The 23802-nt window shown below is 63.1% G+C and carries 27 protein-coding genes; 7 read left to right on the top strand and 20 right to left on the bottom strand.

Going from position 1 to position 23802, the window contains the following annotated elements; all coding sequences use genetic code 11:
• The first annotated feature begins 66 nt into the window (after positions 1–66).
• A complete protein-coding gene (locus FZF13_RS13395; RefSeq protein WP_024922643.1) occupies positions 67–930 on the top strand; it encodes a DMT family transporter in 864 nt (287 codons plus the stop codon).
• Positions 931–1016: 86 nt separating this feature from the next.
• On the opposite strand, the gene clpB is transcribed toward FZF13_RS13395, so the two are convergent.
• The 7 genes from clpB to FZF13_RS13360 all read right to left on the bottom strand — a co-directional run bounded on the left by clpB (position 1017) and on the right by FZF13_RS13360 (position 11339).
• A complete protein-coding gene (gene clpB, locus FZF13_RS13390; protein ID WP_024922644.1) occupies positions 1017–3629 on the bottom strand; it encodes an ATP-dependent chaperone ClpB in 2613 nt (870 codons plus the stop codon).
• A gap of 242 nt (positions 3630–3871) precedes the next feature.
• Positions 3872–4714 (bottom strand): DUF4167 domain-containing protein, encoded by an 843-nt coding sequence (locus FZF13_RS13385; RefSeq protein ID WP_244431346.1) that lies wholly within the window; start codon positions 4712–4714, stop codon positions 3872–3874.
• Positions 4715–5040: 326 nt separating this feature from the next.
• Positions 5041–5922: a peptide chain release factor N(5)-glutamine methyltransferase gene (gene prmC, locus FZF13_RS13380; protein WP_036254637.1), complete on the bottom strand. Its 882-nt coding sequence runs from the start codon at positions 5920–5922 to the stop codon at positions 5041–5043.
• A gap of 22 nt (positions 5923–5944) precedes the next feature.
• Positions 5945–7021: a peptide chain release factor 1 gene (gene prfA, locus FZF13_RS13375; RefSeq protein WP_024922647.1), complete on the bottom strand. Its 1077-nt coding sequence runs from the start codon at positions 7019–7021 to the stop codon at positions 5945–5947.
• Positions 7022–7038: 17 nt separating this feature from the next.
• Complete coding sequence (gene ptsP, locus FZF13_RS13370) at positions 7039–9309, bottom strand: phosphoenolpyruvate--protein phosphotransferase (RefSeq protein WP_024922648.1); 2271 nt, start codon at positions 9307–9309, stop codon at positions 7039–7041.
• Positions 9310–9387: 78 nt separating this feature from the next.
• The gene (locus FZF13_RS13365) at positions 9388–10662 is read right to left on the bottom strand and encodes an aspartate kinase (RefSeq protein WP_024922649.1); all 1275 of its coding nucleotides are present in this window, start codon (positions 10660–10662) and stop codon (positions 9388–9390) included.
• 200 nt (positions 10663–10862) lie between these two features.
• Positions 10863–11339 carry a VOC family protein gene (locus FZF13_RS13360; protein ID WP_244431344.1) on the bottom strand — a complete coding sequence of 159 codons (477 nt, stop codon included), beginning with the start codon at positions 11337–11339 and terminating at the stop codon, positions 10863–10865.
• A gap of 24 nt (positions 11340–11363) precedes the next feature.
• Between FZF13_RS13360 and FZF13_RS13355 the strand changes: the two genes are divergently transcribed.
• The 3 genes from FZF13_RS13355 (at position 11364) to ubiG (ending at position 12971) form a co-directional block, all read left to right on the top strand.
• Positions 11364–11711 carry an ArsR/SmtB family transcription factor gene (locus tag FZF13_RS13355; protein WP_024922651.1) on the top strand — a complete coding sequence of 116 codons (348 nt, stop codon included), beginning with the start codon at positions 11364–11366 and terminating at the stop codon, positions 11709–11711.
• Positions 11683–12093, top strand: a complete 411-nt coding sequence (locus FZF13_RS13350; protein ID WP_024922652.1) for an SRPBCC family protein — start codon at positions 11683–11685, stop codon at positions 12091–12093. Before FZF13_RS13355 ends, FZF13_RS13350 begins: the two co-directional genes overlap by 29 nt.
• A 131-nt stretch (positions 12094–12224) precedes the next feature.
• Positions 12225–12971, top strand: a complete 747-nt coding sequence (gene ubiG, locus FZF13_RS13345) for a bifunctional 2-polyprenyl-6-hydroxyphenol methylase/3-demethylubiquinol 3-O-methyltransferase UbiG (protein WP_024922653.1) — start codon at positions 12225–12227, stop codon at positions 12969–12971.
• Positions 12972–12981: 10 nt separating this feature from the next.
• Here the strand turns inward: ubiG and FZF13_RS13340 are convergent, their stop codons facing one another.
• Both FZF13_RS13340 and FZF13_RS13335 read right to left on the bottom strand, forming a co-directional pair.
• On the bottom strand, positions 12982–13872 hold the full coding sequence (locus tag FZF13_RS13340) for a DMT family transporter (protein ID WP_024922654.1): 891 nt from the start codon (positions 13870–13872) through the stop codon (positions 12982–12984).
• A gap of 61 nt (positions 13873–13933) precedes the next feature.
• Positions 13934–14503, bottom strand: coding sequence for an NADPH-dependent FMN reductase (locus tag FZF13_RS13335; RefSeq protein ID WP_024922655.1), 570 nt, complete (start codon positions 14501–14503; stop codon positions 13934–13936).
• A gap of 99 nt (positions 14504–14602) precedes the next feature.
• Between FZF13_RS13335 and FZF13_RS13330 the strand changes: the two genes are divergently transcribed.
• The gene (locus FZF13_RS13330; RefSeq protein ID WP_024922656.1) at positions 14603–15097 is read left to right on the top strand and encodes a MarR family winged helix-turn-helix transcriptional regulator; all 495 of its coding nucleotides are present in this window, start codon (positions 14603–14605) and stop codon (positions 15095–15097) included.
• A gap of 40 nt (positions 15098–15137) precedes the next feature.
• Here FZF13_RS13330 and FZF13_RS13325 read toward each other — a convergent pair whose 3' ends face one another.
• The 4 genes from FZF13_RS13325 to FZF13_RS13310 are packed head-to-tail and all read right to left on the bottom strand — an operon-like array spanning position 15138 to position 17544.
• Complete coding sequence (locus FZF13_RS13325; RefSeq protein ID WP_024922657.1) at positions 15138–15563, bottom strand: DUF1178 family protein; 426 nt, start codon at positions 15561–15563, stop codon at positions 15138–15140.
• Positions 15560–16426 carry a carbon-nitrogen hydrolase family protein gene (locus tag FZF13_RS13320; RefSeq protein ID WP_024922658.1) on the bottom strand — a complete coding sequence of 289 codons (867 nt, stop codon included), beginning with the start codon at positions 16424–16426 and terminating at the stop codon, positions 15560–15562. The genes FZF13_RS13325 and FZF13_RS13320 overlap by 4 nt, the downstream gene beginning before the upstream one ends.
• A gap of 33 nt (positions 16427–16459) precedes the next feature.
• On the bottom strand, positions 16460–16729 hold the full coding sequence (gene grxC / locus FZF13_RS13315; protein WP_024922659.1) for a glutaredoxin 3: 270 nt from the start codon (positions 16727–16729) through the stop codon (positions 16460–16462).
• A gap of 29 nt (positions 16730–16758) precedes the next feature.
• The gene (locus FZF13_RS13310; RefSeq protein ID WP_024922660.1) at positions 16759–17544 is read right to left on the bottom strand and encodes a ComF family protein; all 786 of its coding nucleotides are present in this window, start codon (positions 17542–17544) and stop codon (positions 16759–16761) included.
• 43 nt (positions 17545–17587) lie between these two features.
• Between FZF13_RS13310 and FZF13_RS13305 the strand changes: the two genes are divergently transcribed.
• Positions 17588–18460 carry a methyltransferase domain-containing protein gene (locus tag FZF13_RS13305; RefSeq protein WP_024922661.1) on the top strand — a complete coding sequence of 291 codons (873 nt, stop codon included), beginning with the start codon at positions 17588–17590 and terminating at the stop codon, positions 18458–18460.
• A gap of 9 nt (positions 18461–18469) precedes the next feature.
• Here the strand turns inward: FZF13_RS13305 and FZF13_RS13300 are convergent, their stop codons facing one another.
• The 6 genes from FZF13_RS13300 to FZF13_RS13275 all read right to left on the bottom strand — a co-directional run bounded on the left by FZF13_RS13300 (position 18470) and on the right by FZF13_RS13275 (position 21940).
• Complete coding sequence (locus tag FZF13_RS13300; protein WP_024922662.1) at positions 18470–18652, bottom strand: Flp family type IVb pilin; 183 nt, start codon at positions 18650–18652, stop codon at positions 18470–18472.
• A 94-nt stretch (positions 18653–18746) separates the two neighbouring features.
• Positions 18747–19058 carry a hypothetical protein gene (locus FZF13_RS13295; RefSeq protein ID WP_024922663.1) on the bottom strand — a complete coding sequence of 104 codons (312 nt, stop codon included), beginning with the start codon at positions 19056–19058 and terminating at the stop codon, positions 18747–18749.
• A gap of 95 nt (positions 19059–19153) precedes the next feature.
• The gene (locus tag FZF13_RS13290) at positions 19154–19576 is read right to left on the bottom strand and encodes a (deoxy)nucleoside triphosphate pyrophosphohydrolase (RefSeq protein ID WP_024922664.1); all 423 of its coding nucleotides are present in this window, start codon (positions 19574–19576) and stop codon (positions 19154–19156) included.
• On the bottom strand, positions 19573–20370 hold the full coding sequence (locus tag FZF13_RS13285; RefSeq protein ID WP_024922665.1) for a GNAT family N-acetyltransferase: 798 nt from the start codon (positions 20368–20370) through the stop codon (positions 19573–19575). The genes FZF13_RS13290 and FZF13_RS13285 overlap by 4 nt, the downstream gene beginning before the upstream one ends.
• Entirely contained in the window at positions 20351–21592 is a 1242-nt protein-coding gene (gene argJ / locus FZF13_RS13280) for a bifunctional glutamate N-acetyltransferase/amino-acid acetyltransferase ArgJ (RefSeq protein ID WP_024922666.1), read from the bottom strand. Before argJ ends, FZF13_RS13285 begins: the two co-directional genes overlap by 20 nt.
• Before the next feature lie 87 nt (positions 21593–21679).
• The gene (locus FZF13_RS13275; protein ID WP_036254594.1) at positions 21680–21940 is read right to left on the bottom strand and encodes a putative antibiotic biosynthesis monooxygenase; all 261 of its coding nucleotides are present in this window, start codon (positions 21938–21940) and stop codon (positions 21680–21682) included.
• A 111-nt stretch (positions 21941–22051) separates the two neighbouring features.
• On the opposite strand from FZF13_RS13275, the gene FZF13_RS13270 reads away from it, so the two are divergent.
• Entirely contained in the window at positions 22052–22645 is a 594-nt protein-coding gene (locus tag FZF13_RS13270; protein WP_024922668.1) for a TetR/AcrR family transcriptional regulator, read from the top strand.
• A gap of 113 nt (positions 22646–22758) precedes the next feature.
• On the opposite strand, the gene FZF13_RS13265 is transcribed toward FZF13_RS13270, so the two are convergent.
• Entirely contained in the window at positions 22759–23694 is a 936-nt protein-coding gene (locus tag FZF13_RS13265; protein ID WP_024922669.1) for a peptidylprolyl isomerase, read from the bottom strand.
• Between the last annotated feature and the right edge of the window lie 108 nt (positions 23695–23802).

The following is a 23802-nucleotide window of genomic DNA, read 5'->3' as shown; positions in this document are numbered from 1 at the left end:
CATTGTATCTGGCTCCGCCACCTCGATCCCGCCGATAAGGTTAGCCGGATTGCAAGGAGTTTGCGCATGGACAAAGCGACGAGCGGATGGATCAACGGTTTCGTGGGCGTGCTGATCTTCAGCGGCTCCCTGCCGGCGACCCGCGTGGCGGTGATGGATTTCAGCCCGGTCTTTTTGACCGTGACGCGCGCCACGCTCGCCGGCCTGCTCGGTCTCGCCTTGCTGATGGTCTTTCGCGAGAAGCGCCCAAGCCGCGACGACCTCGTTTCGCTCGTCGTCGTCGCGCTTGGCGTGGTGGTCGGCTTTCCGCTTTTGACCGCGCTGGCGCTCGAACATGTCACCTCGGCGCACTCCATTGTCTTCATCGGCCTTCTGCCGCTGGCCACCGCCATCTTCGCCGTGTTGCGCGGCGGCGAGCGGCCGCGCCCCGCATTCTGGCTGTTCTCCTGCCTCGGCAGCGCGCTGGTGGCCGGCTTCGCGATTTCGCAAGGCCTGTCCGCCTCGCCGGTCGGAGACCTGCTGATGCTGGCGGCCGTCATCGTCTGCGGCCTGGGTTATGCTGAAGGCGCCAAGCTCTCGCGCCGGCTGGGTGGCTGGCAGGTCATCTGCTGGGCACTGGTGTTGTCGCTGCCGGTGATGCTGGGCCTGAGCATCGTCACCTTTCCGCCGACACTTCACGACGTCAGCGCGGCTGCCTGGACCGGGCTCGCCTATGTCTCGCTCTTCAGCATGCTGATCGGCTTCATCTTCTGGTATCGCGGGCTGGCGCAGGGCGGCATCGCCGCGGTCGGGCAGCTACAGCTTCTCCAGCCCTTCTTCGGCCTCGCGCTGGCGGCAGGTCTGCTGCATGAGAAAGTCAGCCCCGCCATGGTGGTCGTCACCCTTGGCGTCGTGCTGTGCGTGGCCGGCGCGAAGCGCTTCGCCGGATAGCCGCGATAGCCAATAAAAAGGCGCGCCCCTTCATCACAGAAGAGGCACGCCATTAAATCGCATAGTCTGTCAGGCTGAGAGCCTAGTCAGGCAGCCTTCTCGGCTTCCGCGGTCACCGTCGGCTTCGAGCGGAAGTTCAGCCGGTCGGAACCCGCAGTCACCTTGACGGTCGAACCATCGAGGATCTCGCCCATCAATATCTTCTCGGCGAGAGGATCCTGCAGTTCCTTCTGCATCACCCGCTTCAGCGGCCGCGCGCCGTAGGCCGGGTCGTAACCCTTGTCGGCCAGCCACTCGATTGAGTTGGCGTCGAGGTTGAGCGCGATCTTGCGGTCGACCAGCAGGTTCTCCAGCCGCTTCAACTGGATCTCGACGATCCGGCCCATATCCTTGCGGCGCAGCCGGTGGAACAGGATGACCTCGTCTATACGGTTGAGGAATTCCGGCCGGAAAGAAGCCTTCACCACCGCCATAACCTCGTCGCGCACGGTGTCGACATCCTGGTCTTCGCCGAGATTGACCAGATATTCGGCGCCAAGGTTCGACGTCATGATGATCAGCGTGTTGCGGAAGTCGACGGTGCGGCCCTGACCGTCGGTCAGGCGACCGTCGTCCAGCACCTGGAGGAGCACGTTGAAGACATCCGGATGCGCCTTCTCTATCTCGTCGAACAAGACGACCTGATAGGGCCGGCGCCGCACCGCTTCGGTCAGCGCGCCGCCCTCCTCATAGCCGACATAGCCGGGAGGCGCGCCGATCAGGCGGGCGACCGAGTGCTTTTCCATGAACTCCGACATGTCGATGCGCACCATGGCGCTTTCGTCGTCGAACATGAACGAGGCGAGAGCCTTGGTGAGCTCGGTCTTGCCGACACCGGTGGGACCGAGGAACATGAACGAGCCGATCGGTCGGTTCGGATCCTGCAGGCCGGCGCGGGCACGCCGGACGGCCTTGGACACGGCCTGCACGGCTTCGCCCTGGCCGACGACGCGCTTGGCGATCTCGTCTTCCATGCGCAACAGCTTGTCGCGTTCGCCTTCCAGCATCTTGTCGACCGGAATGCCGGTCCAGCGCGACACGATCTGGGCGACGTGGTCCGGCGTGACCACCTCCTCGACCATGCCACCGCCCTGCCCGTCGCGGGCCTCGGCCTCGGCAAGCTGCTTCTCGAGTTCGGGGATCTTGCCGTAGGCAAGCTCGCCCGCGCGCTGGAATTCGCCCTTGCGCTGGGCGATCGCCAATTCGTTTCGGGTCTCGTCGAGCTGCTTCTTCAGGTCGGCGGCCAGCCCGAGCTTCTGCTTCTCGGCCTGCCACTTCGCGGTCAGCGCGTCGGACTCCTCCTCGAGCCCGGTCAATTCCTTCTCGAGCCTGCCGAGGCGATCCTTGGACGCGTCGTCCTTCTCGACCTTCAGCGCCTCGCGCTCGATCTTCAGCTGCATGATGCGTCGGTCGATCTCATCCAGCGCTTCGGGCTTGGAATCGACCTGCATACGCAACCGCGAAGCTGCCTCATCGACCAGGTCGATCGCCTTGTCAGGCAGGAAGCGGTCGGCGATGTAGCGATTGCTCAAGGACGCAGCCGAAACCAGGGCGGAGTCGGAGATGCGCACCTTGTGGTGCTGCTCATACTTCTCCTTCAGACCACGCAGGATCGAGATCGTATCCTCCACGGTCGGCTCATCGACGAAGACAGGCTGGAAGCGGCGGGCAAGGGCCGCGTCCTTCTCGATATATTTGCGGTACTCGTCGAGCGTGGTCGCGCCAACGCAGTGCAATTCGCCGCGCGCCAGCGCTGGCTTGAGCAGGTTGGACGCATCCATCGCACCATCGGCCTTGCCGGCGCCGACCAGCGTGTGCATCTCGTCGATGAACAGAATGATGCCGCCGGCAGCCGAGGTGACTTCGTTGAGCACGGCCTTCAGCCGCTCCTCGAACTCGCCGCGATATTTGGCACCGGCGATCAGCGCGCCCATGTCGAGCGCCATCAGCTGCTTGTCCTTCAAGGATTCCGGCACATCGCCATTGACGATGCGCAACGCCAGGCCCTCGGCGATCGCCGTCTTGCCGACGCCCGGCTCGCCGATCAACACAGGATTGTTCTTGGTGCGCCGCGACAACACCTGGATGGTGCGGCGGATCTCGTCGTCGCGGCCGATGACCGGATCGAGCTTGCCGGCACGGGCATCGGCGGTCAGATCCCGCGCGTATTTCTTCAACGCGTCGTAGCTCTGCTCGGCGGACGCCGAATCGGCGGTGCGGCCCTTGCGGATGTCGTTGATCACCTGGTTCAGGGCTTGCGGGGTAACGCCGGCCTTGGCGAGGATGTCGGCGGTCTTGGCGGACTTCTCCATGGCGAGCGCCTGCAAAAGGCGCTCGACCGTCACGAAGCTGTCGCCGGATTTCTTGGCCAGATCCTCGGCCGTCGAAAACACCTTGGCGAGCGGCTGCGCCAGATAGAGCTGGCCGTTGCCGCCTTCGACCTTGGGCAATGCGTTGAGGGCTGCGTCGACGCCGACTTCGACATCGCGCGGACGCCCTCCTGCCCGCTCGATCAGCGACGCGGCAAAACCTTCGTCGTCATCGATGAGTGCCTTGAGGACGTGTTCGGGCGTAAACTGCTGATTGTTGCGATTGAGCGCATATTGCTGCGCGGACTGGATAAAACCGCGCACGCGCTCGGAATATTTTTCAAGATTCATCATTGTCTCCTTCCGTCACCGGCCCGCTTTGCGGCACCGGATCAGCCTTGGTGACGGACCCGCTCTTCTGAGCCGGACCCTGTTCGACCGTGATATGGGACGTAAGCCCCTGTCTCTCAAGACGCCTTGATGCCGATCAAGGCAGATATTTCACGGCGCCGTCTGACGGCGAACTATAGCGCAGACAAACAAAAACGGCGGAGATTTCTCCCCGCCGCCTGCAATCAACAATTTCGGAGCGCTCAGCTTTCGGCGCTGGCCGCTGGCTCTGCCGTTTCGGCTGTGGCCTCGGCGCTCTCGGCGCGCGGCTTGCGCGGACGTTTGGCGCGGCGCGGCGCTGCAGCTTCGGTCTCGGCTTCGCGGGCTTCAGCCTGCGCGGCGAGCGCTGCCGGGTTGAAGCTCTCGAATTGCGGCGCTGCCGCCGGTTCGGCGGCAATCACCACAACCGGCTCAGCGGGTACAGCAGCAACAACGGGCTCGGCCTGCGCCGCAGCCTGCGGCTGGGCCTCATCGCGCCGGTTGCCATTTTCGCCGCGCGGACCACGGTCGCCGCGCTGGCCGTAATTGTTGTTGTGGCGCCGGTCGCGGTGGTTGCGATTGCCGTTGTTGTCGCGATAACCGTTTTCGCGGCCGTTGTTATCACGACCATTCTCGGAATTGAGCGCGACCTCTGCCGGCGTGCCCTCGATCATCGGCTGCGGGCCCGAGCCATTGTTGCCGGGCTGCTGGCCTTCGCCGACATTGGCGCCGTTGTCGAAGTCCTCGCGTTCCTCGTCGAGATCGTCGTCGAAGTCGTCGCGATTCTGCTGGAAGTTCTGGATCGGCATCTGCGCCTGCGCGGCGGCGATGATGCGGTTGTAGTGTTCGGCGTGCTGGAGATAGTTCTCCGCCATCACCCGGTCGCCAGAGCTCATCGCGTCGCGTGCGAGGGTCGCATATTTCTCGGCGATCTGCTGGGCAGAGCCACGGATCTTCACATCCGGACCGTTGCTCTCATAATTGCGGTTGAGCGGGTTCGGGCCCTTGCGGTTGTTATTGTTATTATTGTTGTTGCCGCCGCCGCCATTGTTATTGCGACCGCGCATACGTCTATTCTGCTGTTGTGGCCTCATCAGGGTCTCTTCGGTTCAAAAGCTTGAAAAATCATCGTGTACGGCGGCGCTCATGCAGCCTGCCGTTTCGGTGTTTCACCGGTGCTCGCACGCATCGATTGCGTTGGCGCCACGTGTCATCCTGTTCCGGTTACATCACTTGCCGGATGATTCCCGCACGAAGCTAGAGCGTCGTTTCGCAAGAAGGCAGCTATTTCAAAGGAAACCGAATCGCTAAGAGCACTGCCTGCTTCGTCTCATCCGGTAAATCGACCCTAGCCGCATTCCTTAGCCTTGCCAAGCGGTTTTTCGCCGCACCTTCAAGCTTTTCCATCTCTCGCAAATACAAGCACACGATCGTTTCCACCCAGATCGCGCAACGCCGTTACCACCGGAAATCCCGCGTCGTGGAAAATTCCGGTCACGTCCGTATTCTGGGAACTGCCAATCTCCACCGCGACGATTCCGCCGGCTTTCAGATGGCTTGCGCTTTCTCTAGCGATCACCCGATAGGCATCAAGCCCATCGGCCCCGCCGTCCAGCGCGCGCAGCGGATCGAAATCGCGCACTTCCTTCTGCAACGTTTTGATCTCGGCGCTGCTTATATAGGGTGGGTTTGAGACGATTACATCAAATTGCCCGGAAATAGCGCCGAACCAGTCGGACTTCGTGGCCGTGAACCGTTCCAACAGGCCAAGGTCTCGGGCATTGCGCAAGGCAGTGGCCAGAGCATCATCGGAGATATCGGCACCGACGGCGACGGCCTGTGGAACCGCAGCCAGAAGCGCCAGTGCGATCGCGCCGGTGCCCGTGCCAAGATCGAGGATACGGCAGGTGCCATGCCGTTCGACCATTTGGGCAATGAGGGGCAACACTGCGTCGACCAGCGTCTCCGTGTCGGGGCGCGGCTCCAGCGTTTCAGCGGAAAGGTTGAGCCGCAGCCCGTGAAACTCGCGAAAGCCAAGAATGCGATGGACCGGTTCGCCGACGATGCGACGCGTGAGAGCGGCATCGGCTGCGGCCACCGCTTGGGCATCGACCATTCGGTCTGGATCGGAGATCGCCTCGGCGCGCGTGGTGGCGGTGAAATGCTCGACCAATAGCCTGGCGTCGAACGCGGCGCCGTCGATGCCAGCGGATTCGAGCCGTCGCCGTGCTTCACGATGAAGAGCACCAAGCGTCGTGGAAAGCGCGGGATCGATCGACTTCACCGCTTTTCGCGCCTCACGCTTCCTTCATGTCGGCCAAAAGTTTCGACTGGTGATCGGCGATCAGCGCACCGACCACATCGTCAAGATCGCCCTCCATCACCCGCTCGAGCTTGTAGAGGGTGAGGTTGATGCGATGGTCGGTGAGACGCCCCTGCGGGAAATTGTAGGTGCGGATGCGTTCGGAGCGGTCGCCGGAACCGACCTGCGACTTGCGTGATTCCGAACGCTCCTCGTCGGCACGGCTGCGCTCCATGTCATAAAGCCGGGCCCGCAGGATCTGCATGGCGCGCGCGCGGTTCTGGTGCTGCGACTTCTCCGCCTGCACCACCATGATGCCGGTGGGCAAGTGGGTGATGCGCACCGCCGAATCGGTGGTGTTGACGTGCTGGCCGCCGGAACCGGAAGCGCGCATGGTGTCGATGCGGATGTCTTCCGCCTTGATCTCGATATCGACTTCCTCGGCCTCCGGCAGCACCGCCACTGTCGCCGCCGAAGTGTGGATACGCCCTTGCGCTTCGGTTGCCGGCACGCGCTGCACCCGGTGCACGCCGGATTCGAACTTCAGATGCGCGAACACGCCCTTGCCGGAAACCGAGGCGATGATTTCCTTGAAGCCGCCCATATCGCCGTCGCTGGCGGAGACCACCTCGAAACGCCAGCCCTTGGAGGCGGCATAGCGCTCATACATGCGATAGAGATCGCCGGCGAACAGCGCGGCCTCGTCGCCGCCGGTGCCGGCGCGTATTTCCAGGATGGCATTGCGTTCGTCGGCCGCGTCCTTGGGCAGAAGCAGGATCTGGATTTCCTGCTGCAGGGTTTCGATGCGCGTTTTGACCGCAGGCAGATCGGCTTCGGCCAATGCACGCATTTCGGCATCCGTGCCCTTGTCGCCGAGCATCGCCTCAAGATCGACCTGCTCGCGCTCGGCGGCGCGCAACGCACGGATCCTGGCGACCAGCTCCTGGATGTCGGAATACTCGGCCGCCATCTTCACATAGGCATCCGGCGCAGGGCCTGCCGCCATCTGCGCCTCGAGCATGTCGAAACGCTTGACGACTTGGTCCATGCGGTCGCGGGGTAGATTGATCATGGGATATCGAAGGTTTCTTACAAAGGAATGCCGCGGTCGTCCGCGAAGGCCTGCAGCAGCGCGCGGATCGGCATGCCGGTGGCGGGCTGGCTGAGATTATCGGCGAAGAAGGCTTCCAGCTCTTCCAGCGGCAGGTCGGTCAGCATCGCCTTGACCGGGCCGATGGCCGCCGGCGACATCGAGATGGAGCGGAAACCGAGGCCGATCAGCGCCATCGCCGAGATCGGCTTGCCGGCAAGTTCGCCACACAACGTCACCGGTGTGTCGTTGCGATGGCCGGCATCGGCGATTTGCTTGAGGACACGCAGGAACGGCACCGACACCGGGTCGAAGCGGTCGGCGAGCTGGGTATTGCCACGGTCCACCGCCATCACGAACTGGAACAGGTCGTTGGAACCGACGGAAACGAAATCCACCACCTTCATCAGCTCGTCGAGCTGGAACAGCAACGACGGCACCTCCAGCATGGCGCCCAGCTTGAGGCTGGTCGGCAAATGATGGGCGAACCGCGACAGATGCCGCACCTCGCGCTCGATGATCTCGCGCGCTTGCGCGATCTCGCCGAGCTCCGTGACCATCGGCAGCATAACCTTCAACTCGCGCCCGCCAGCTGCCTTGAGCAGCGCGCGGATCTGCGTCCGCAGCAGCCCTGGCCGGTCGAGCGTCAGGCGGATTGCGCGCCAGCCGAGCGCCGGATTCTCTTCCAGCGTGGCGTTCTTGAAATAGGGCAACACCTTGTCGCCCCCGATATCGATGGTGCGGAAGGTAACCGGCTTGCCGCGCGCCGCCTCCAGCACATCGCGATAAAGCTTTTCCTGCGCCTCGGCGCGCGGGAAGGTGGCGGCCACCATGAATTGCAGCTCGGTCCGGAACAGGCCGATGCCGGCAGCGCCCGATTCCACCAACTGCGGCAGGTCGACCGCAAGGCCCGCATTCATCAGCAGGTCGATCTTGACGCCATCCTTGGTCTCGGAAGGCTTCTTGCGCAGCTCGCGATAGAGTTCCTGCCGGCGCGCGCGAAAGCGCACCTTCTCGGCATAGGCTGCCTCGAGATCGGCCTGCGGCCTCAGGTGAATCGCACCTTCTTCGCCGTCGACGATGATTGGATCACCGTTTTCCGACATCGAGACGGCGCCCTTGACCTGGCCGGCGACCGGAATGCCCATCGCACGCGCCACGATGACGACGTGGCTGGTCGCCGCCCCTTCCTCAAGCACCAGTCCGCGCATCTTGTCGCGCGGATAGTCGAGCAATTCGGCGGCGCCCATGGAACGGGCTACGATGATGGCATCCTTGGGCAGAGAGGCAGCGATGTCTTCCGGACCGCGCCCCATCAGCTGGCGTAGCAGCCGGTTGGCGAGGTCGTCAAAATCGCTCATCCGCTCGCGCAGATAAGGATCGGTCATGTGGATCATGCGGGCGCGCATGTCCGACTGCACTTTTTCGACCGCCGCTTCCGCGGTCAGGCCGTTGCGGATCGCCTCCTCCAGCCGCCGCACCCAGCCGCGGTCATTGGCAAACATGCGATAGGCTTCCAGAACCTCGCGGTGCTCGCCCTCGAAGGCGACGTCGCGGCGCTCCAGCATGTCGTCGATGGAAAGCCTGAGCGAACCGAGCGATTCCTCCAGCCGGCGGATTTCTTCCTCGCTGTCCTCGTTGAACAGGTTGGTGACGACGATGCGCGGCTCGTGCAGAACGACATGGCCGAGCCCGACGCCGTCGTTGAAGGACACACCCGTAAAGGAGACCGGTCGGCTGAGATCGAGCTCCATACCGGGCCGCGACAGCCTGGCGAGGTCGCCCGTGGCGACCATCTCGGCGATCACCATCGCCGTGGTTTCCAGCGCCTCGACCTCGTCCTCGCGATAGACGCGCTTGGTGCGGTTCTGCACGACCAGCACGCCGAGGGTGCGCCCGGCCCGCAGCACCGGCACACCGAGGAAGGCGTGGTAAATCTCCTCGCCCGTCTCCGGCAGATAGGCGAAGGCGGGATGTTCCTGCGCGTTGGAAAGATTGAGCGGTCGCGCGGAGGCGGCGATGGTGCCGACGAGACCCTGACCGAGGCGCAGCTGCGCCAAGTGAACCGCGTTCTTGTTGAGACCTTCGGTGGCGTATAGCTCCAGTACGGAATCGGCGCGCAGCACGTAGAGCGAACACACTTCCGCGACCATGTTGGAGGCGATGTCGCGCACGATGCGGTCAAGCCGCTCCTGCGGCTCCAGCGGCTCCTGCATGAGCTCGCGGAGCCGTTTCAACAAAACGCGCGGGCCAACGGCCGTCTCACGCATCACGGCTTCTCTCCAAAGGCGACGGGGCCGGCGCGGTTCCCGTCGCACCGGCCCAACGCAAAAACCGACTCGGGTCTCTTACTGCTTATCGAGACCGTAGACGGAATGCAAAGTGCGAACAGCCAGTTCCGTGTAGGGACCGTCGATCAGGATCGAAATCTTGATCTCGGAAGTAGTGATCGCGCGAATATTGATGCTTTTTTCGGCAAGTGCCTTGAAAGCCGTCGCCGCGACGCCGGCGTGGCTCCTCATGCCGATGCCGATGACGGAAACCTTGGACATGCCCTCGTCGTGCTGAAGGGCGTCGAAGCCGACGGTCTGCTTGACCTTGTCGAGCACCGCCAGAGCCTTGGCGACATCGCCGGACGGCACGGTGAAGGTCATGTCGGTGGACTTGCCGTCCTCCGAGATGTTCTGGACGATCATGTCGACATTGATGTTGGCCTCGGCCAGCGGGCCGAAGATACCGCCAGCCACGCCCGGTCGGTCGGCGACGCGGCGCAGGGAAATCTGCGCTTCATCCTTGGCGTAGGCGATACCGGTGACGACCTCTTGTTCCACGATTTCATCCTCTTCGCATATCAGCGTTCCGGGCGGATTGAGAAAATCACCCATACCGGGCGCATCCGGATCGTCAAAGGACGACCGCACGAAGGTGCGCACCTTGTGTACCATGGCAAGCTCCACCGAACGCACCTGCAGAACTTTCGAGCCGAGCGACGCCATCTCCAGCATTTCCTCGAAGGAGATGCGGTCCAGTCGCCTGGCCTTGGGTTCGATGCGCGGGTCTGTGGTGTAGACCCCGTCGACATCGGTGTAGATATCGCAGCGGTCTGCCTTGACCGCGGCAGCGATCGCCACCGCGCTGGTGTCGGAGCCGCCGCGGCCGAGCGTCGAGAGGCGATTGTCGGGCGCGATGCCCTGGAAGCCGGCGATCACCGCGACCTGGCCTTCCTTGAAACGCTGGACCAGGAACGAGCCGTCGATATCCAGGATGCGGGCAGCGCCATGCGCGCCGTCCGTCTTGATCGGGATCTGCCAACCTTGCCAGGAGCGCGCATTGATGCCCATCGACTGCAGCGCGATCGCCAAAAGGCCCGACGTCACCTGCTCGCCGGAAGCAACGATCGCGTCGTATTCGCGCGCATCGAAGAACGGGCTGTTGGCGCCTGTCACCTTCGGCATGCCTTGCACCCAACCAACGAGTTCGTTGGTCTTGCCCGACATCGCCGAAACCACCACCGCTACTTCATGGCCTGCCTCGACCTCGCGTTTGACGTGACGCGCCACATTGTGGATGCGGTCGAGGTCGGCGACGGAGGTCCCGCCGAACTTCATCACGATGCGCGCCATGGAAGCGGAATGCCTTTGAATGCTGGCCAGGTGGCCGAAGATGGACAGGAAAGCCCCGGCTGGCCGAGACGCAAAAATGCGCGGCCTCCTTAGCCAAAACACGAGGTCTTCGCAAGGCACACGCTACCGATGTGGCAGCATGGCGCAATTGTCTTGCGTCTCGGCCGCCAGCGCTGCGGAAGCCTTCCGCCGAAGCCTGGCTATGCCTTCAGAGGGCCGCCAATCGACCAGCTGTGGCCGAATGGGTCGCGGAACTGGCCATACCGACTGCCCCAGAATGCATTCTCCAGCGGCATGGTAACGATGGCACCGGCGGCGACTGCGCGTTCCCACCATGTGTCGGCGTCATCCACTGCCAGATGAACCGTCACGCCATGTGGCTTGTCGGCCGACATGCCAAACTCCGGGAAAAGGTCCCACATCATGACATCCGAACCATTGATGCGGATGTGTGCATGCATCAGCCGCTTGCCGTCTTCGGCCTCCTTGCGGCTTACTTCTTCGGCACCGAACGCCTTTTTGTAGAATTCGATCGCCTTCTTGGCACCGTCGATGGTCAAGCAAGGGACTATCCCGTTCAACGCGGTCATTTCAATCTCCCGACGTTCTTCTTCGTGCATCCTAGCAGCGAGCGACGGCTTGACGATGGTCAACCGCCGATGCAGATTGAAGTTCAAGTATATACTTGAATGAGAACCTGAATGGCAAGAGCTTCAACCAGGGGCAATGTGTTCGCTGCCATTGCCGACCCGACGCGACGGCGCCTGCTTGAGCGTATGGGAAACAGGGAGCGGTCGGTTGCGGAACTGACCGCTGAAGTCGATGCGACACTGGCCAATGTCTCGCTGCATCTGCAGGTCTTGGACCGCGCCGGCCTGGTGCGACGGCGCGTGGCTGGACGCCAGCGCCTCTACCGGCTGAACCCTGCGCCCCTGGCAACAGTTACCGACTGGGTCGCGCAGCTCTCGACCTTCTGGAGCGACAAGCTCGATGGGCTAACCGAACTGGCGCAGAAACTCGATGCTGAAGCCGATCGATCTGATATTTGAGCGCGATATCCGCGCTTCGCTTGCTACGGTGTGGGCCTGCCTCACCGACCCGAAGCTCATCGCGCAATGGTTCTTTGCCGTCGATTTCAAACCGCTCGTCGGCCATCGTTTTCGCATCAGCGGCGAAGCCGTACCAGGCTGGCGCGGCTGGACCGAAGTCGAGGTGCTGGAAATCGTGGCGCCGACCCACATGGCCTGGTCGTTCGACTGCGCTGACAAGGCGCCGGCCGGCCGCGTCGTCTTCTCGCTACAGCAGCACGTGGGCTTCGTGCGGCTGGTGTTGACCCACAATGGGCAAGTACCCGCGACGACGCTGCGTCTGCTCGGTGCCGGCTGGGAGGAATACACGGGAAATTTGCGGACGCTTGCCGAGACGCTTTGACCAGGCAGAACTTTTGGAAAACAAGGGCTTCGCCGCAGTGCGATACCGTGCCGTAGTGACGCGCGCAGAAAACCCGCCTTGACATTCGTCGCTCATCTGCTGACTTCCTTCTCCCCGAAGGAGACAAAGCCATGCCAGAACCCCGACGGTCGACCATCGACGCCGGAGAAGTCGAGCGCTTTTCAGCCCTTGCAGCCGAATGGTGGAACCCGAACGGAAAGTTCCGTCCGCTGCACAAGTTCAACCCGGTACGGTTGGCCTATATTCGCGACCAGATCGCCACTCGTTTCGGCCGCGACCCCCGTGCGGCGCAGCCCTTCGAAGGCTTGCGCATTCTCGACATCGGCTGCGGCGGCGGTCTGTTGTGCGAACCGATGGCCCGTCTGGGCGCCGAGGTCGTCGGCGCCGACGCTTCCAGCACCAACATCGAAGTGGCAAAGCTTCATGCGGCCGAAGCCGGGGTCACCGTCGACTATCGCGCCACCACGGCCGAGGATCTGGCCGCCGCCGGCGAGAAATTCGACGTCGTGCTCAACATGGAAGTGGTCGAGCATGTCGCCGACATCGACCTGTTCGTCGGCAAGTGCGGCGAGATGGTGAAACCCGGCGGCATCATGTTCGTCGCCACCATCAACCGCACCCTGAAGGCGCTGGGGCTGGCCATTATCGGCGCCGAATATGTGCTGCGCTGGCTGCCGCGCGGTACCCACAAATTCGGCAAGCTGGTACGGCCGGAAGAACTGGAGCGCGCGCTGACCGGTGCCGGCCTTGCCGTCACCGACCGCTCCGGTGTCATCTACAACCCGTTGGCCGACCGCTGGCAGCGCTCCAAGGACATGGACGTCAACTACATGGTGCTCGCCGAAAAGGCCGCCTGAACAGGATTGCTCAGGCCTTCTGCCGCTGCGCCCTGGTGGTGATGAAGACGCCGATCACGATGATGGCGGCGCCCGCCCAGGTCAGCCACTGATAGTGCTCCCCGAGGAACAGCGTGCCCGAAATCAGCGCGATGGCCGCGCCGACATATCCGATCTGGCTGAGATAGACCGGCCCGCCGACGGCCTGGAGGCGGAAGTAGAAGGCAAACATCGCCGCTCCGATGATGACCTGTGCCAGCACCAGCCACGGCACATGGGCAAGCGTACCGAACGAGCCCGCCTGCCCGCCAATGAGCAGGCCGCCAAACAACATCGCAGCGGCCGCGAGGTGACTGCCGACGGCGAGTTCGATCGCGTCGGTGCCTGTCGGCCAGTCGATGGTACGATAGATGTTGCCAGCCGCGAGGAAGACGGGAATGAGCAGGCCGACAAGGACCCAGAACAGGTCGGCCGGCTGACCGGCCTCGCCCCGGGTGAGTGCCACGACCAGCGCGCCAGCAAACCCAACCACGATGCCCGCGATACCAAGCAGGTTGGGTCGACGCACGCCGAACAGGATCGACAGCGTCAACGTCACCACGGGCGAAAGCGTGAACATGATGCCGGTGTAGCCGGCACCGAGATGGGGAATGGCCGAGAAGATCAGGAAGTTCGGGATGGCGAAGGAGATCGCCGCCGCAATGACGTAGTAGCGCAGCTTGTGGCCAGTCATCACCAGACGGTGGCGCCTGTAGAAAAGGACGAGCAAAAGCACGCCGCCGATGCCGAACGAGGTCATGAATGCCCATAACATCGGCGACACGGCATTGGCCGTCGCCAGCTTGCCGAGAGGCAATGTCAGGCCCAGCAGGGCGCCTGTGATCAGCAGCAGGCCAAAGGCCGAATCCCAGACCGATTTCATGGAAGCGCCCGCGCGATTCTCTTGAGCCAACGATGACATAACTGCGGTATCCTTTACGAATTCAGGCAACGCGCCTCTGCTCGGTCCGAGCCGCCTGACGTTGGATGAATGTTTCGAATGTCTCGCCAAAGGTGGCGAGGAACTTGCGCGTCCGTTCGTCCACCAAGGCGCCGTCGGCGTCGAACAGTGCACCGGTATTGCCGATATAGGCTTCCGGTTGACCAAGCACCGCCATGTCCAGCGAGGCGAGCGACTGTCTGAGGTGATGGTTGGCGCCAAAACCGCCGACCGCACCCACCGACGTCGAGATCACCGCTGCCGGCTTGCCGATCAGCACGCCCTGCCCGTAGGGCCGCGCGCAGATGTCGATGGCGTTCTTCAGCACACCGGGCACCGAACGCACATATTCAGCGGTGACGAAAAGCACGGCATCGGCAGACGAAACGCGACGGCGGAGAGCCTGCCAGTCGGCGGGCGGGTTCGCCTCAAGGTCCTCGTTGAAATAGGACACCGCGCCGATATCAATGAAATCGAGAACGAGAGATGGCGTCAGCTCCGCCAACGCCTTCGCCACCTTACGGCTGAACGATTCCTGGCGCAGACTGCCGACGAGTACGGCCACTTTGGTCATTTTGTATCCTTCCACGCGAGGCCACTTGGCGGCCGCTGATCGATGGCATATCATTTAATAGAAAGAATCTTAGTGTCAAGATACTTTACGGTGAGCTAGATGGATCGTGCAGCGAACGCGGTGGCGCAATGGCAAAAGGAGAGGCCGGATCTCGACGTCAGGCCGATGGCGGTATTTGGCCGCCTCAGCTATGCGGCCTTCGTTGTCGCGCGCGACAAGCTGAACCCGCTCTTCGCCCGGTTCGGCCTGCAATCCGGCGAATTCGACGTGCTGGCGACCTTACGGCGTTCTGGTGCGCCCTTTGCCCTGACGCCGACGGAACTCTACGAAGCGACGATGGTGACGTCGGGCGCCATGACCAATCGGCTCGACCGGCTGGAAAAGGCCGGATTGATCGCGCGCGGTCCGCACCCGCAGGATCGCCGTGGCGTCATCGTGCAACTGACGGAAAAGGGCCGGACATTGATCGACGAGGCGGTGACCGCCCATGTCGAAAACGAACACCAGGTCCTTTCCGTGCTGACGAGCGAAGAACAGGACCGGCTGGCCGGCCTGCTCGAAAAGCTGATCAGGGGACTGGATGGAAAGGGCTGAACAGCGACCAGGAATTACCGGCCGCGAGTCGGCTAGCAGTTCAGTTGCGATCGTCTGGGAATGCCGGTATCGGCAAGAATTCGACGCCGTCCTCTGCCAGGCTCTTGGCCTCGTCGAGCGTCGCCTCGCCGTAGATGCCGCGCGGGTCGGCTTCACCGAAATGGATCTTGCGCGCTTCCTCGGCGAACTTGTCGCCGACATAGTCGGAATTTTCGCGCATCTTGTCGGCCAGCGCCTTCAGTTGCGCCATCGCCTGGCGCTGCTGGTCGCCCATGGCAAGCCCGATCTTTTCCTGCTTGCGGCTGGTCGACACGGCGGGCGCCATCAGCGCCTTTTCCACCCTGTGCGAACCGCAGACCGGGCATTCGACGAAACCGCGCTTCTTCTGCTTGTCGAAATCGTCGTTGGAGCGAAACCAGCCTTCGAAATCATGCTCACGCTCACATATCAGCGAGAAGCGGATCAAGATGCGGCTCCCCTCAGCGAGGCCGGTTCGCCATCGAAACGACGCAGCGAGAATTCGCGCGCATTCTTCAGATTGGGTATCTTGGCGCGGGCGGCCACAGATTGCGCCGGATCGATTTCGGCCACGATCACCGAGGGCTCGTCATGGGCTGCCTCGGCCAGAATGCGGCCCCAAGGGTCGACGATCAGCGAATGGCCATAGGTCTCGCGACCATCCTCATGCAGCCCGCCCTGGGCGGCGGCTATGACGAAGGCGCCGTTCTCAATGGCTCGTGCCCTCAGCAACACATGCCAATGCGCCTCGCCGGTCTGACGGGTGAAGGCCGCCGGAACCGAAAGGACCGCGGCACCAGCCAGCGCCTCGGTGCGGAAAAGCTGCGGGAAGCGCAGGTCGTAGCAGATGGCGAAGCCGAGCTTCAGGCCAGCAAGATCGACAACGGCGGCATCGGTTCCCGGCTCATAGGCGGCGGATTCGCGCCAGCTCTCGCCATTGTCGAGATCGACGTCGAACATGTGGATCTTGTCATAGGAAGCGAGCGTCGTTCCGTCCGGAGCGATCAACAGCGCGCGGTTGGCGAGCTTGCCATCGTCCCGCAGAATGGCGGTCGAGCCGATGTGAAAATGGATGCCGAGTTCCCGCGCCAGCTGCCGCGCTTTGGCGACGACGACGTCCTTGTCCTCGCTGGTGAAAACGGTTCGCTTGGCGTCCTTGTCACGCACCAGCGCGCCGGTCATCTCGGGGGTCTGCACATAGCTCGCGCCCATGGCCACGGCCTCACGAACCAGCTGCTCCATGTCGGCGGCGTTACGTTCCGGGCTGGTGCCCGACCGCATCTGAATGGCGGCGGCCTTGAAAACACCCATGGTCTCGTCCTCGCTTTCGATAATTCCGAGCGCTCAGCGCGGCGCGGTGCCGGCGATCAGGGCATCGAGCCGGCCGGCAGCTTCCAGCGCATGCAGATCATCGCAGCCGCCGACATGCACGTCACCCACAAAAATCTGCGGGAAAGTGGCACGGCCGTTGGCTCGCTGGATCATTTCCTGGCGCAGATCCGGCGAGAACGAGGCATCATGTTCGGTATAGGCAACGCCCTTCTTGTCGAGCAGGCGTTTGGCGGCCGCGCAATAGCCGCACATCATGCGCGTATAAATCGTCACGTCGACCATGGGTCAACAATCCTGTCTTGTCATGAAATCTATATAGTCTCGGACTCGTCGGGCCGAAAGTCCCCCGGCAGAACCCGCGCGAAGGTTAGTACGTCGACCGCGGCGGCACCGCCTCTTTTCAGCGCCTTGGCGACAGCGCGCGCAGTCGCTCCGGTCGTATAGACGTCGTCGACCACGAGCATGCGGCGCCCTGCTATATCGATTTCCGCCTCGGCCGGCACGCGAAAGGCTGCCCGTACATTGTCCTCGCGCTGGCTTCGCTCCAGGCCAACCTGCTGGCGTGTCATCTTCACGCGCCGCACCGCCTGGGGCGCGAAACGCCGGCCCGACTGCGCAGCCAGGGCGCGACCGAGTTCGGCCGATTGGTTGAACTGGCGACGAAAGAAGCGGCGCCAGTGCAGCGGCACCGGAACGATGGCATCCGCCTCGGCTATCAGTTCGGCGCCGGCCCGCATCATCCAGCGCGCCATCCATGGTGCGAGGTCGGTCCGGTCATGATATTTCAGCGCCTGCACCATTTGCCTGGCAACGCCCGAATAGGCGGCGGCCGCGCGGGCTCGCTCGAAGGGCGGTGGATCGGCGATGGCCTCGGCGGACAGAAAGCCCTCGCCCATGTCGTGCGTGAAGGGCGTGCCCATGACCGGGCACCAGGGCCGCTCGAGCAACCTGAGCTTCGGCCAGCAATCGCCGCATAGAACCCCTGGCTGCGAGACGTGGCGTCGACAACCGGCGCAGACCGGGGGAAACAAGATCCGCGCCGGCCATTGCAACGCCGTTTGGGTTAGGCCCTTGATATCAGCCATCGGATCGGCCACGTGATTGCCTGCAGTCGCAGCATAGCAGAAGCAGGACCCGTCGTTGCAGCCCTTGTTCGATACAGCTCTTTGGCTGACACACAAACGCCGGGCACTCGCCCGACCGACCGCGGGTGCCGACTTCCTCATGCGGCGCATTGCCGACGATCTTGCCGATCGGCTGGCCGCCGTCGAACGCCAGTTCGCCCGCGGAGCGACGCTGTTCTGCCAGACTGCACACGCAACCCACGCCCTCACCGCAAGCGGCAAAGTCGCCGAAATCGTCCGCGTCGAAGCGGACCCCGCGTTTCTAGCCGGCGAGGAAGGGATAGTGGCCACGGCCGAAACCGTGCCGTTCGAGCCCGACAGCCTCGATCTGGCGGTTTCACTGCTCGCGTTGCAATCGACGAACGATATCCCCGGCATGCTGGCGCAGATCCGCCGCGCACTGAAGCCGGACGGGCTCTTCCTCGGCGCGATGGCCGGTGCCGGGACGCTGGCCGAATTGCGCGAAAGCCTGCTTGCCGCCGAAACCGAACTCCATGGCGGCGCCAGCCCGCGCGTCATTCCGTTCGCCGATGTGCGTGACGCCGGTGCGCTGCTGCAGCGGGCAGGTCTCGCCTTGCCCGTCACAGACATCGAGACGATAACGGTGCGTTATGACACGCCGTTCGGCCTGATGCGGGATCTGAGGGCTATGGGGGAAACGAACTTCCTGGTCGACCGCAGCCGGCGACCGGCAAGCCGGGCAATGTTGGCGCGCGCCGCCGAAATTTACGCCGAACGGTTTTCCGACGGCGACGGCCGCGTCAGGGCAAGTTTTTCCATCGTTTGGCTGTCGGGTTGGGCGCCGGACGCATCGCAGCAAAAGCCGCTCAGGCCCGGCTCGGCCGCTGTCTCTCTGGCCAAGATCCTGGAAGACGGCGATAAAAGCTAGATAAGCCGGTCAGTTACCATTACCCAGCGCCTGGACAAGCTTGCTGTTGTTGTCGCTGAAGAGGTATTTCAGCGCATCAGCAGCACTGCCGAAGCCCAGGATGATGGCGGCAGCCATCAGAGAGGCAACCAGCGCATATTCGATGGCCGTCGCCCCCGTGTCGTTTCTCAGAAATCGCCGCAACAATGCCATGGTAGCCTTTCCCCTGCGAAAGAACCTTAGCGTTCACTGATTTACAAAGGTTAACGAGGCAGGCTTAACGGCCGGTGAATTTGTGTTTGGCCGCCTAGCACGCGCCGGTCAGGCTGCCGTCGCGATGGATGATGCAGACGGCATCCGGCGTCGCCTGCAACACGCTGCGCCGGATGGTGTAGGTGTTCTGCTTGCCGATCGAACCGGTGCTCATCATGTCGATCCCAGCCGGCGGAAAATCGCTGGCAAAACGCTGTTCGATGCGACTGTCGAGATAGGAAGCGCCGAGGAGCGAAAGCGCGACGGCGGCCGATCCGAACAGGAGCGTGATCCGCAGAAGCCCGCCACCCGCGGCCACGAGCGGTCGGCGTGGCCGTATGCTGTCCCAATCCTGGTCGAGGCTCATGCGACGGCTCCCCAAGCACGGCAATCGTTTTGCCGCAGCCATCGTTCAATCTTTCACGACTGGATAAATCTTCTGTTAACGCTAATCGGGAGCTGTCAGAGCAGATCGATCAGGAACGGGATCAACGGCGCGTCGGCCGGTGGCATCGGATAGTCACGCATCTGGCGTGGACGCACCCATTTCAGTGCCTGCGCCTCCTTCGGCTCCGGCGTACCCCAGAAACGCCGACAGACATAAAGCGGCATCAGCAGGTGGAAGTCGTCGTAGCTATGGCTGGCGAAGGTCAGCGGCGCCAGGCAGGCCGTCTTGGTCTCGATGCCAAGTTCCTCGTGCAACTCGCGCACCAAACATTCTTCCGGCGTCTCGCCCGGCTCGACCTTGCCGCCAGGAAACTCCCACATGCCGGCAAGTTGCTTGCCTTCAGGACGCTGCGCGATCAGCACGCGACCGTCGGCGTCGACCAGCGCGCAAGCGACGACCAGAAGCAGACGTTTTCCTTTCGACGGTTCGGCCTTCATGTGGAAGGCAACCGTCGATAGTGATAGCGATAGACTTCTTCAAAACCCAACGACGCATAGAGCGACAGCGCCGGCGCGTTGTCGGCCTCGACCTGCAGCCAGGCTTCGCGCGCGCCGCGCAAGCGGGCCCATTTGAGCGCCGACAGGATCAGTTGGCGGCCGTGGCCCTGACGCCGGACAGACTTGTCTGTGGCGATATCGAACAGCCCGGCCAGATCGCCGTCATGCACACAGATCAGCGTTGCCAGGGCTTCGTCGCCGCGTTCCGAGGCGAACAGCCCCGCCTCCGGCTGGATTGCGCCAATGATCTCCGACAGGCCGGGCCTCAACAGCGGATCCGCATCGTGTACCTTGAGCGCCGCGGATACGAAACGGCCGATGTCCTTCAGCGGAATCTGATCGATGACGTTTTCGACCGAGGCCTTGGTCAGCGGCATGCGCATGACCATGGATTCGTCGAAACGCGACCACCCTTCGGCGTCGAGATGGCGCGAAAGCGCGGCACCGGCGAGCGGCGACATGCGGAAGGTGAGCGGCCGGCCATAGGCTTCGAAACGACGGCCGGCGCGCGCGATACGCTCTGCCAGGTGATGAACGTCGCCGGGATCGAGCGGATTGATGGAATTGAGCCGCTTCGCCGGATGGCCTGCCGTCAGCCGCACCACCCAGGTTCCATCGTAATGCACGGCCGCCGCCGGCCAGGCACGAAAGCCCGCCGCCTCATAGCGGCGCACCTTGGCCAGAACCGTCGCAGGATGTATCGGATTCAAACGGCTAGCTCCGATAGTCGCCATTGATCGCGACATATTCCTTGGTGAGATCGCACGTCCAGACGGTGGCCTTGCCACGGCCAATGCCGAGATCGGCACGAATGACGATGCTGTCCCGCTTCATATAGGTCGACGTCGCCTGTTCCGAATAGGCAGGGTCGCGCTCACCATCGACGGCGAGACGATTGTCACCGAACCAGATCGACAGACGGTCGCGATCGGCCGGCTCGCCGGCCTTGCCGACAGCCATCACCACCCGGCCCCAATTGGCATCCTCGCCCGCGACCGCGGTCTTGACCAATGGCGAATTGGCGATCGACAGCGCGACGCGCTTGGCCGAACGTGCCGATTTGGCGCCGGTCACGGTCACCTCGATCTGCTTGCGGGCGCCTTCGCCGTCGCGCACCACCTGCAGCGCCAATTGCTTCAGCATCTTGTTGAGCGCGCGGCGGAACACGCCAAGGCGGGTATCCTTGGCATCGGCGATCACCGGCGCGCCGCGCTTGGCAGCCGCACCGGTCGCGAAAAGCAGCAGCGTATCGCTTGTCGACGTGTCGCTGTCGACCGTGACGGCGTTGAAGGTCTTGGCCGTGCCTTTTGAGAGAAGTTCCTGCAACACCGGCGCCGCAATCGGCGCATCGGTGGCAACGAAGGAGAGCATGGTCGCCATATCGGGCGCGATCATGCCGGCGCCCTTGGCGATGCCGTTCAGCGTCACATCGGTATCGCCCAGCTTGACGGTGGCCGTCACCACCTTCGGGAAGGTGTCGGTGGTCATGATGGCCTTGGCCGCCTCGGTCCACTGGTCGGGCCTGGCATCCTTGACCATACCGGCCAGGAGATGGCTGTATTTGCCCGGGTCGAGCGGCTCCCCGATGACACCGGTGGACGCCAGGAATATCTCGTCGGAGGCGCAGCCAGCGGCCTTGGCTGCCGCCTGCGCCGTCGTCGACGTCGTCTCCCGGCCCTTCTTGCCGGTGAAGGCATTGGCGTTGCCGGAATTGACGACCAGCACGCGCGCCTTGCCCTGGCCGAGATTCTGCCGGCACAGATCGACCGGCGCCGACGGGCATTTCGAGCGGGTGAACACGCCGGCGACGGTAGTGCCCGGATCGAACACCATCGCAAGGAGGTCGGTTCGGTTCTTGTATTTGATACCCGCTTCGGCCGTGGCGATGCGCACGCCCTCGACAGCCGGCATCTTGGGATATTTCTTCGGAGCGAGCGGGGAAACGGTTGTGGACATGAAAAACCTCTGCGACCCAGGCAAGCGGTGAAAGCATGGACCGTTTGCCCGATAGCACGAGGCTTCGCAAGGCGTTTTCGCCTCGTCTCAACGAGCCGCGGGGTTGATGAAACCGCTGAACACGCGCTGCACGGTCGGGATCAATCCCCATATCATGGCGCCAACCATCATCGGCGCGATCACCAGAGTGCGCTGCCAGATCGCCCAGTGCTCGGTCAGCGGCCCAAGAAGATAAAGGATCGTGGTGATCAGCGGGTACACCCCGATCAACACCATCAGAGCGAAACGCGGACGCGAAAAACGGGGCCGGGCGGCGGGAGCCTGCGAGGGGGCGGACGTGGCAGTCATAGCAATCTCCATAAGAACGATACGTTTCGTTGCATATATAGAACGAGCCGTTTCGTTTCGTCAAGGGATGATGTATAGTCGCCAGGCGAACTTCGAGACCCTTGGGCAAAATTGAACGCGACAGAAGAAAAGGCGCGCCGGTCGATCGGCGCCAGACGCAACCCCGCCAGCGCCGAGGCCATCCTCGACGCGGCGGAGGCCGTACTGCATGAAGCCGGTTATTCCGGCTTTTCCATCGAAGCCGTGGCACGCAGGGCCCGCGCCGGTAAGCCGACCATCTATCGCTGGTGGCCGAGCAAGGCAGCCCTGCTGATCGAGGTCTATCAGCGTCAGAAGCGCGACATCGTTTATGCCGACACCGGCAACATCGAGGAGGACCTGTTCCAGTTCCTCCGCAGTTTATTTGGATCGTGGCGCGATACGCCTGCCGGCAACATCTTCCGCTCGCTGATTGCCGAGGCACAGTTCGACGCCGCCGCCGCCGAAGCGTTGGCCGACTATGCGCGCGGCCGGCGTGCCTACACCGGCAAGTTGGTCGAACGTGCCATCGATCGAGGCGAGGTCGCCCGCGGCGTAGACCCCAGCCAGATAGCCGACATGGTCTCGTCCTATGCCTGGACCCACCTGCTGACTGGCCGGCTGGATGAGAGCGAGGACAAATTGCGGGCCGCCGTCGGCGCCATCGTCAACGGCATCAAGGTCTAGGAACCTTATGCTCGGGAAGGAGCCGGCATAAAATGGAAAGGGAGCGATACCTGTGAAGGTACCGCTCCCATCGACTACAAAGCGTCTGGCTACCTAAAGAGGTAGATCGAAGCTTACTTGGCGCCGCCTTCGGCTGCCTCGACGGCCTTGCGCAGGTTTTCATCCGGAATGTCGACCTTGGCGCTCTTGCGGGCTTCCTTGACCAGCGCGAAATATTTGTCGCGAACGACCGCCGAACGGGCCTGGTCCTTGACCTGGTCGAAAGCCGGGGGTTGCTGCTGGCGCTTGTCCTCCACCTTGATGACATGCCAGCCGAACTGGGTCTGCACAGGCTCCTTGGTGTAGGCGCCGACCTCAAGCGCGAATGCCGCCTTCTCGAACTCCGGCACCATCTGGCCAGGGCCGAAGAAACCGAGATCGCCGCCGCTGGTCTTGCCGCTCGGATCGTTGGTGTTCTCGCTCGCCAGTTTCTGGAAATCGGCGCCGCCTTCCAGCTTCTTGATGATCGCCTCGGCTTCTTCCTTGGTCTTCACGAGAATGTGACGGGCGTGGACCTCGTTCACCGGCGGCTGCGCGGCGATTTCCTTGTCGTAGCGTGCGCGAATGTCGGCGTCGGTGATCTTGCCGACCACTTCCTTTTCGACCATCTCGCCATGCAGGGCGCGCTGCTGCAGGAAGGCTGCGCGACGCTGGAAATCGGGATCCTTGTCGAGCCCGTCGGCGACGGCCTTCGCGGCAAGAACCTTGATCTCGATGGCCGCGGAAAGGGCGGCGGCGCGGCGCTGTTCCGGCGGAAGCTGCGCGAATTGCTTCGACAATTCACCTTCGGCGAGCGTCAAATCCGCTTCAGTGATCGGCTTGCCGTCAACCGTGGCAACGACTGCGTTCGGATCGACCGGAGCAGCAGCCGGAGTTGCGGCGGCATCGGCCGGCTGGGCCGGCTGGGCCGGCTGAGTTTCCTGGGCGGCCAGAGGCGAAAGCGACAAAGCCGACAGGCCGACGGCCAAACCTAGGCTGGCGAGCGACGCACGGCGAAACAATAAGGACATACGAAAGAGCTCCGATGGGGACGTTGAGGTCTTTTGATCAGCCGGAATGTGGCGGAATTTGGCGTTCTGCGGGTCGATAACGCAGCGTTGACATCGATTGTGCCCCCT

The organism is Mesorhizobium terrae (assembly GCF_008727715.1).
GTDB lineage: Bacteria > Pseudomonadota > Alphaproteobacteria > Rhizobiales > Rhizobiaceae > Mesorhizobium > Mesorhizobium terrae.
Note: the sequence above shows the minus strand (reverse complement) of the source record. Positions and strands in the feature narration are given on the sequence as shown.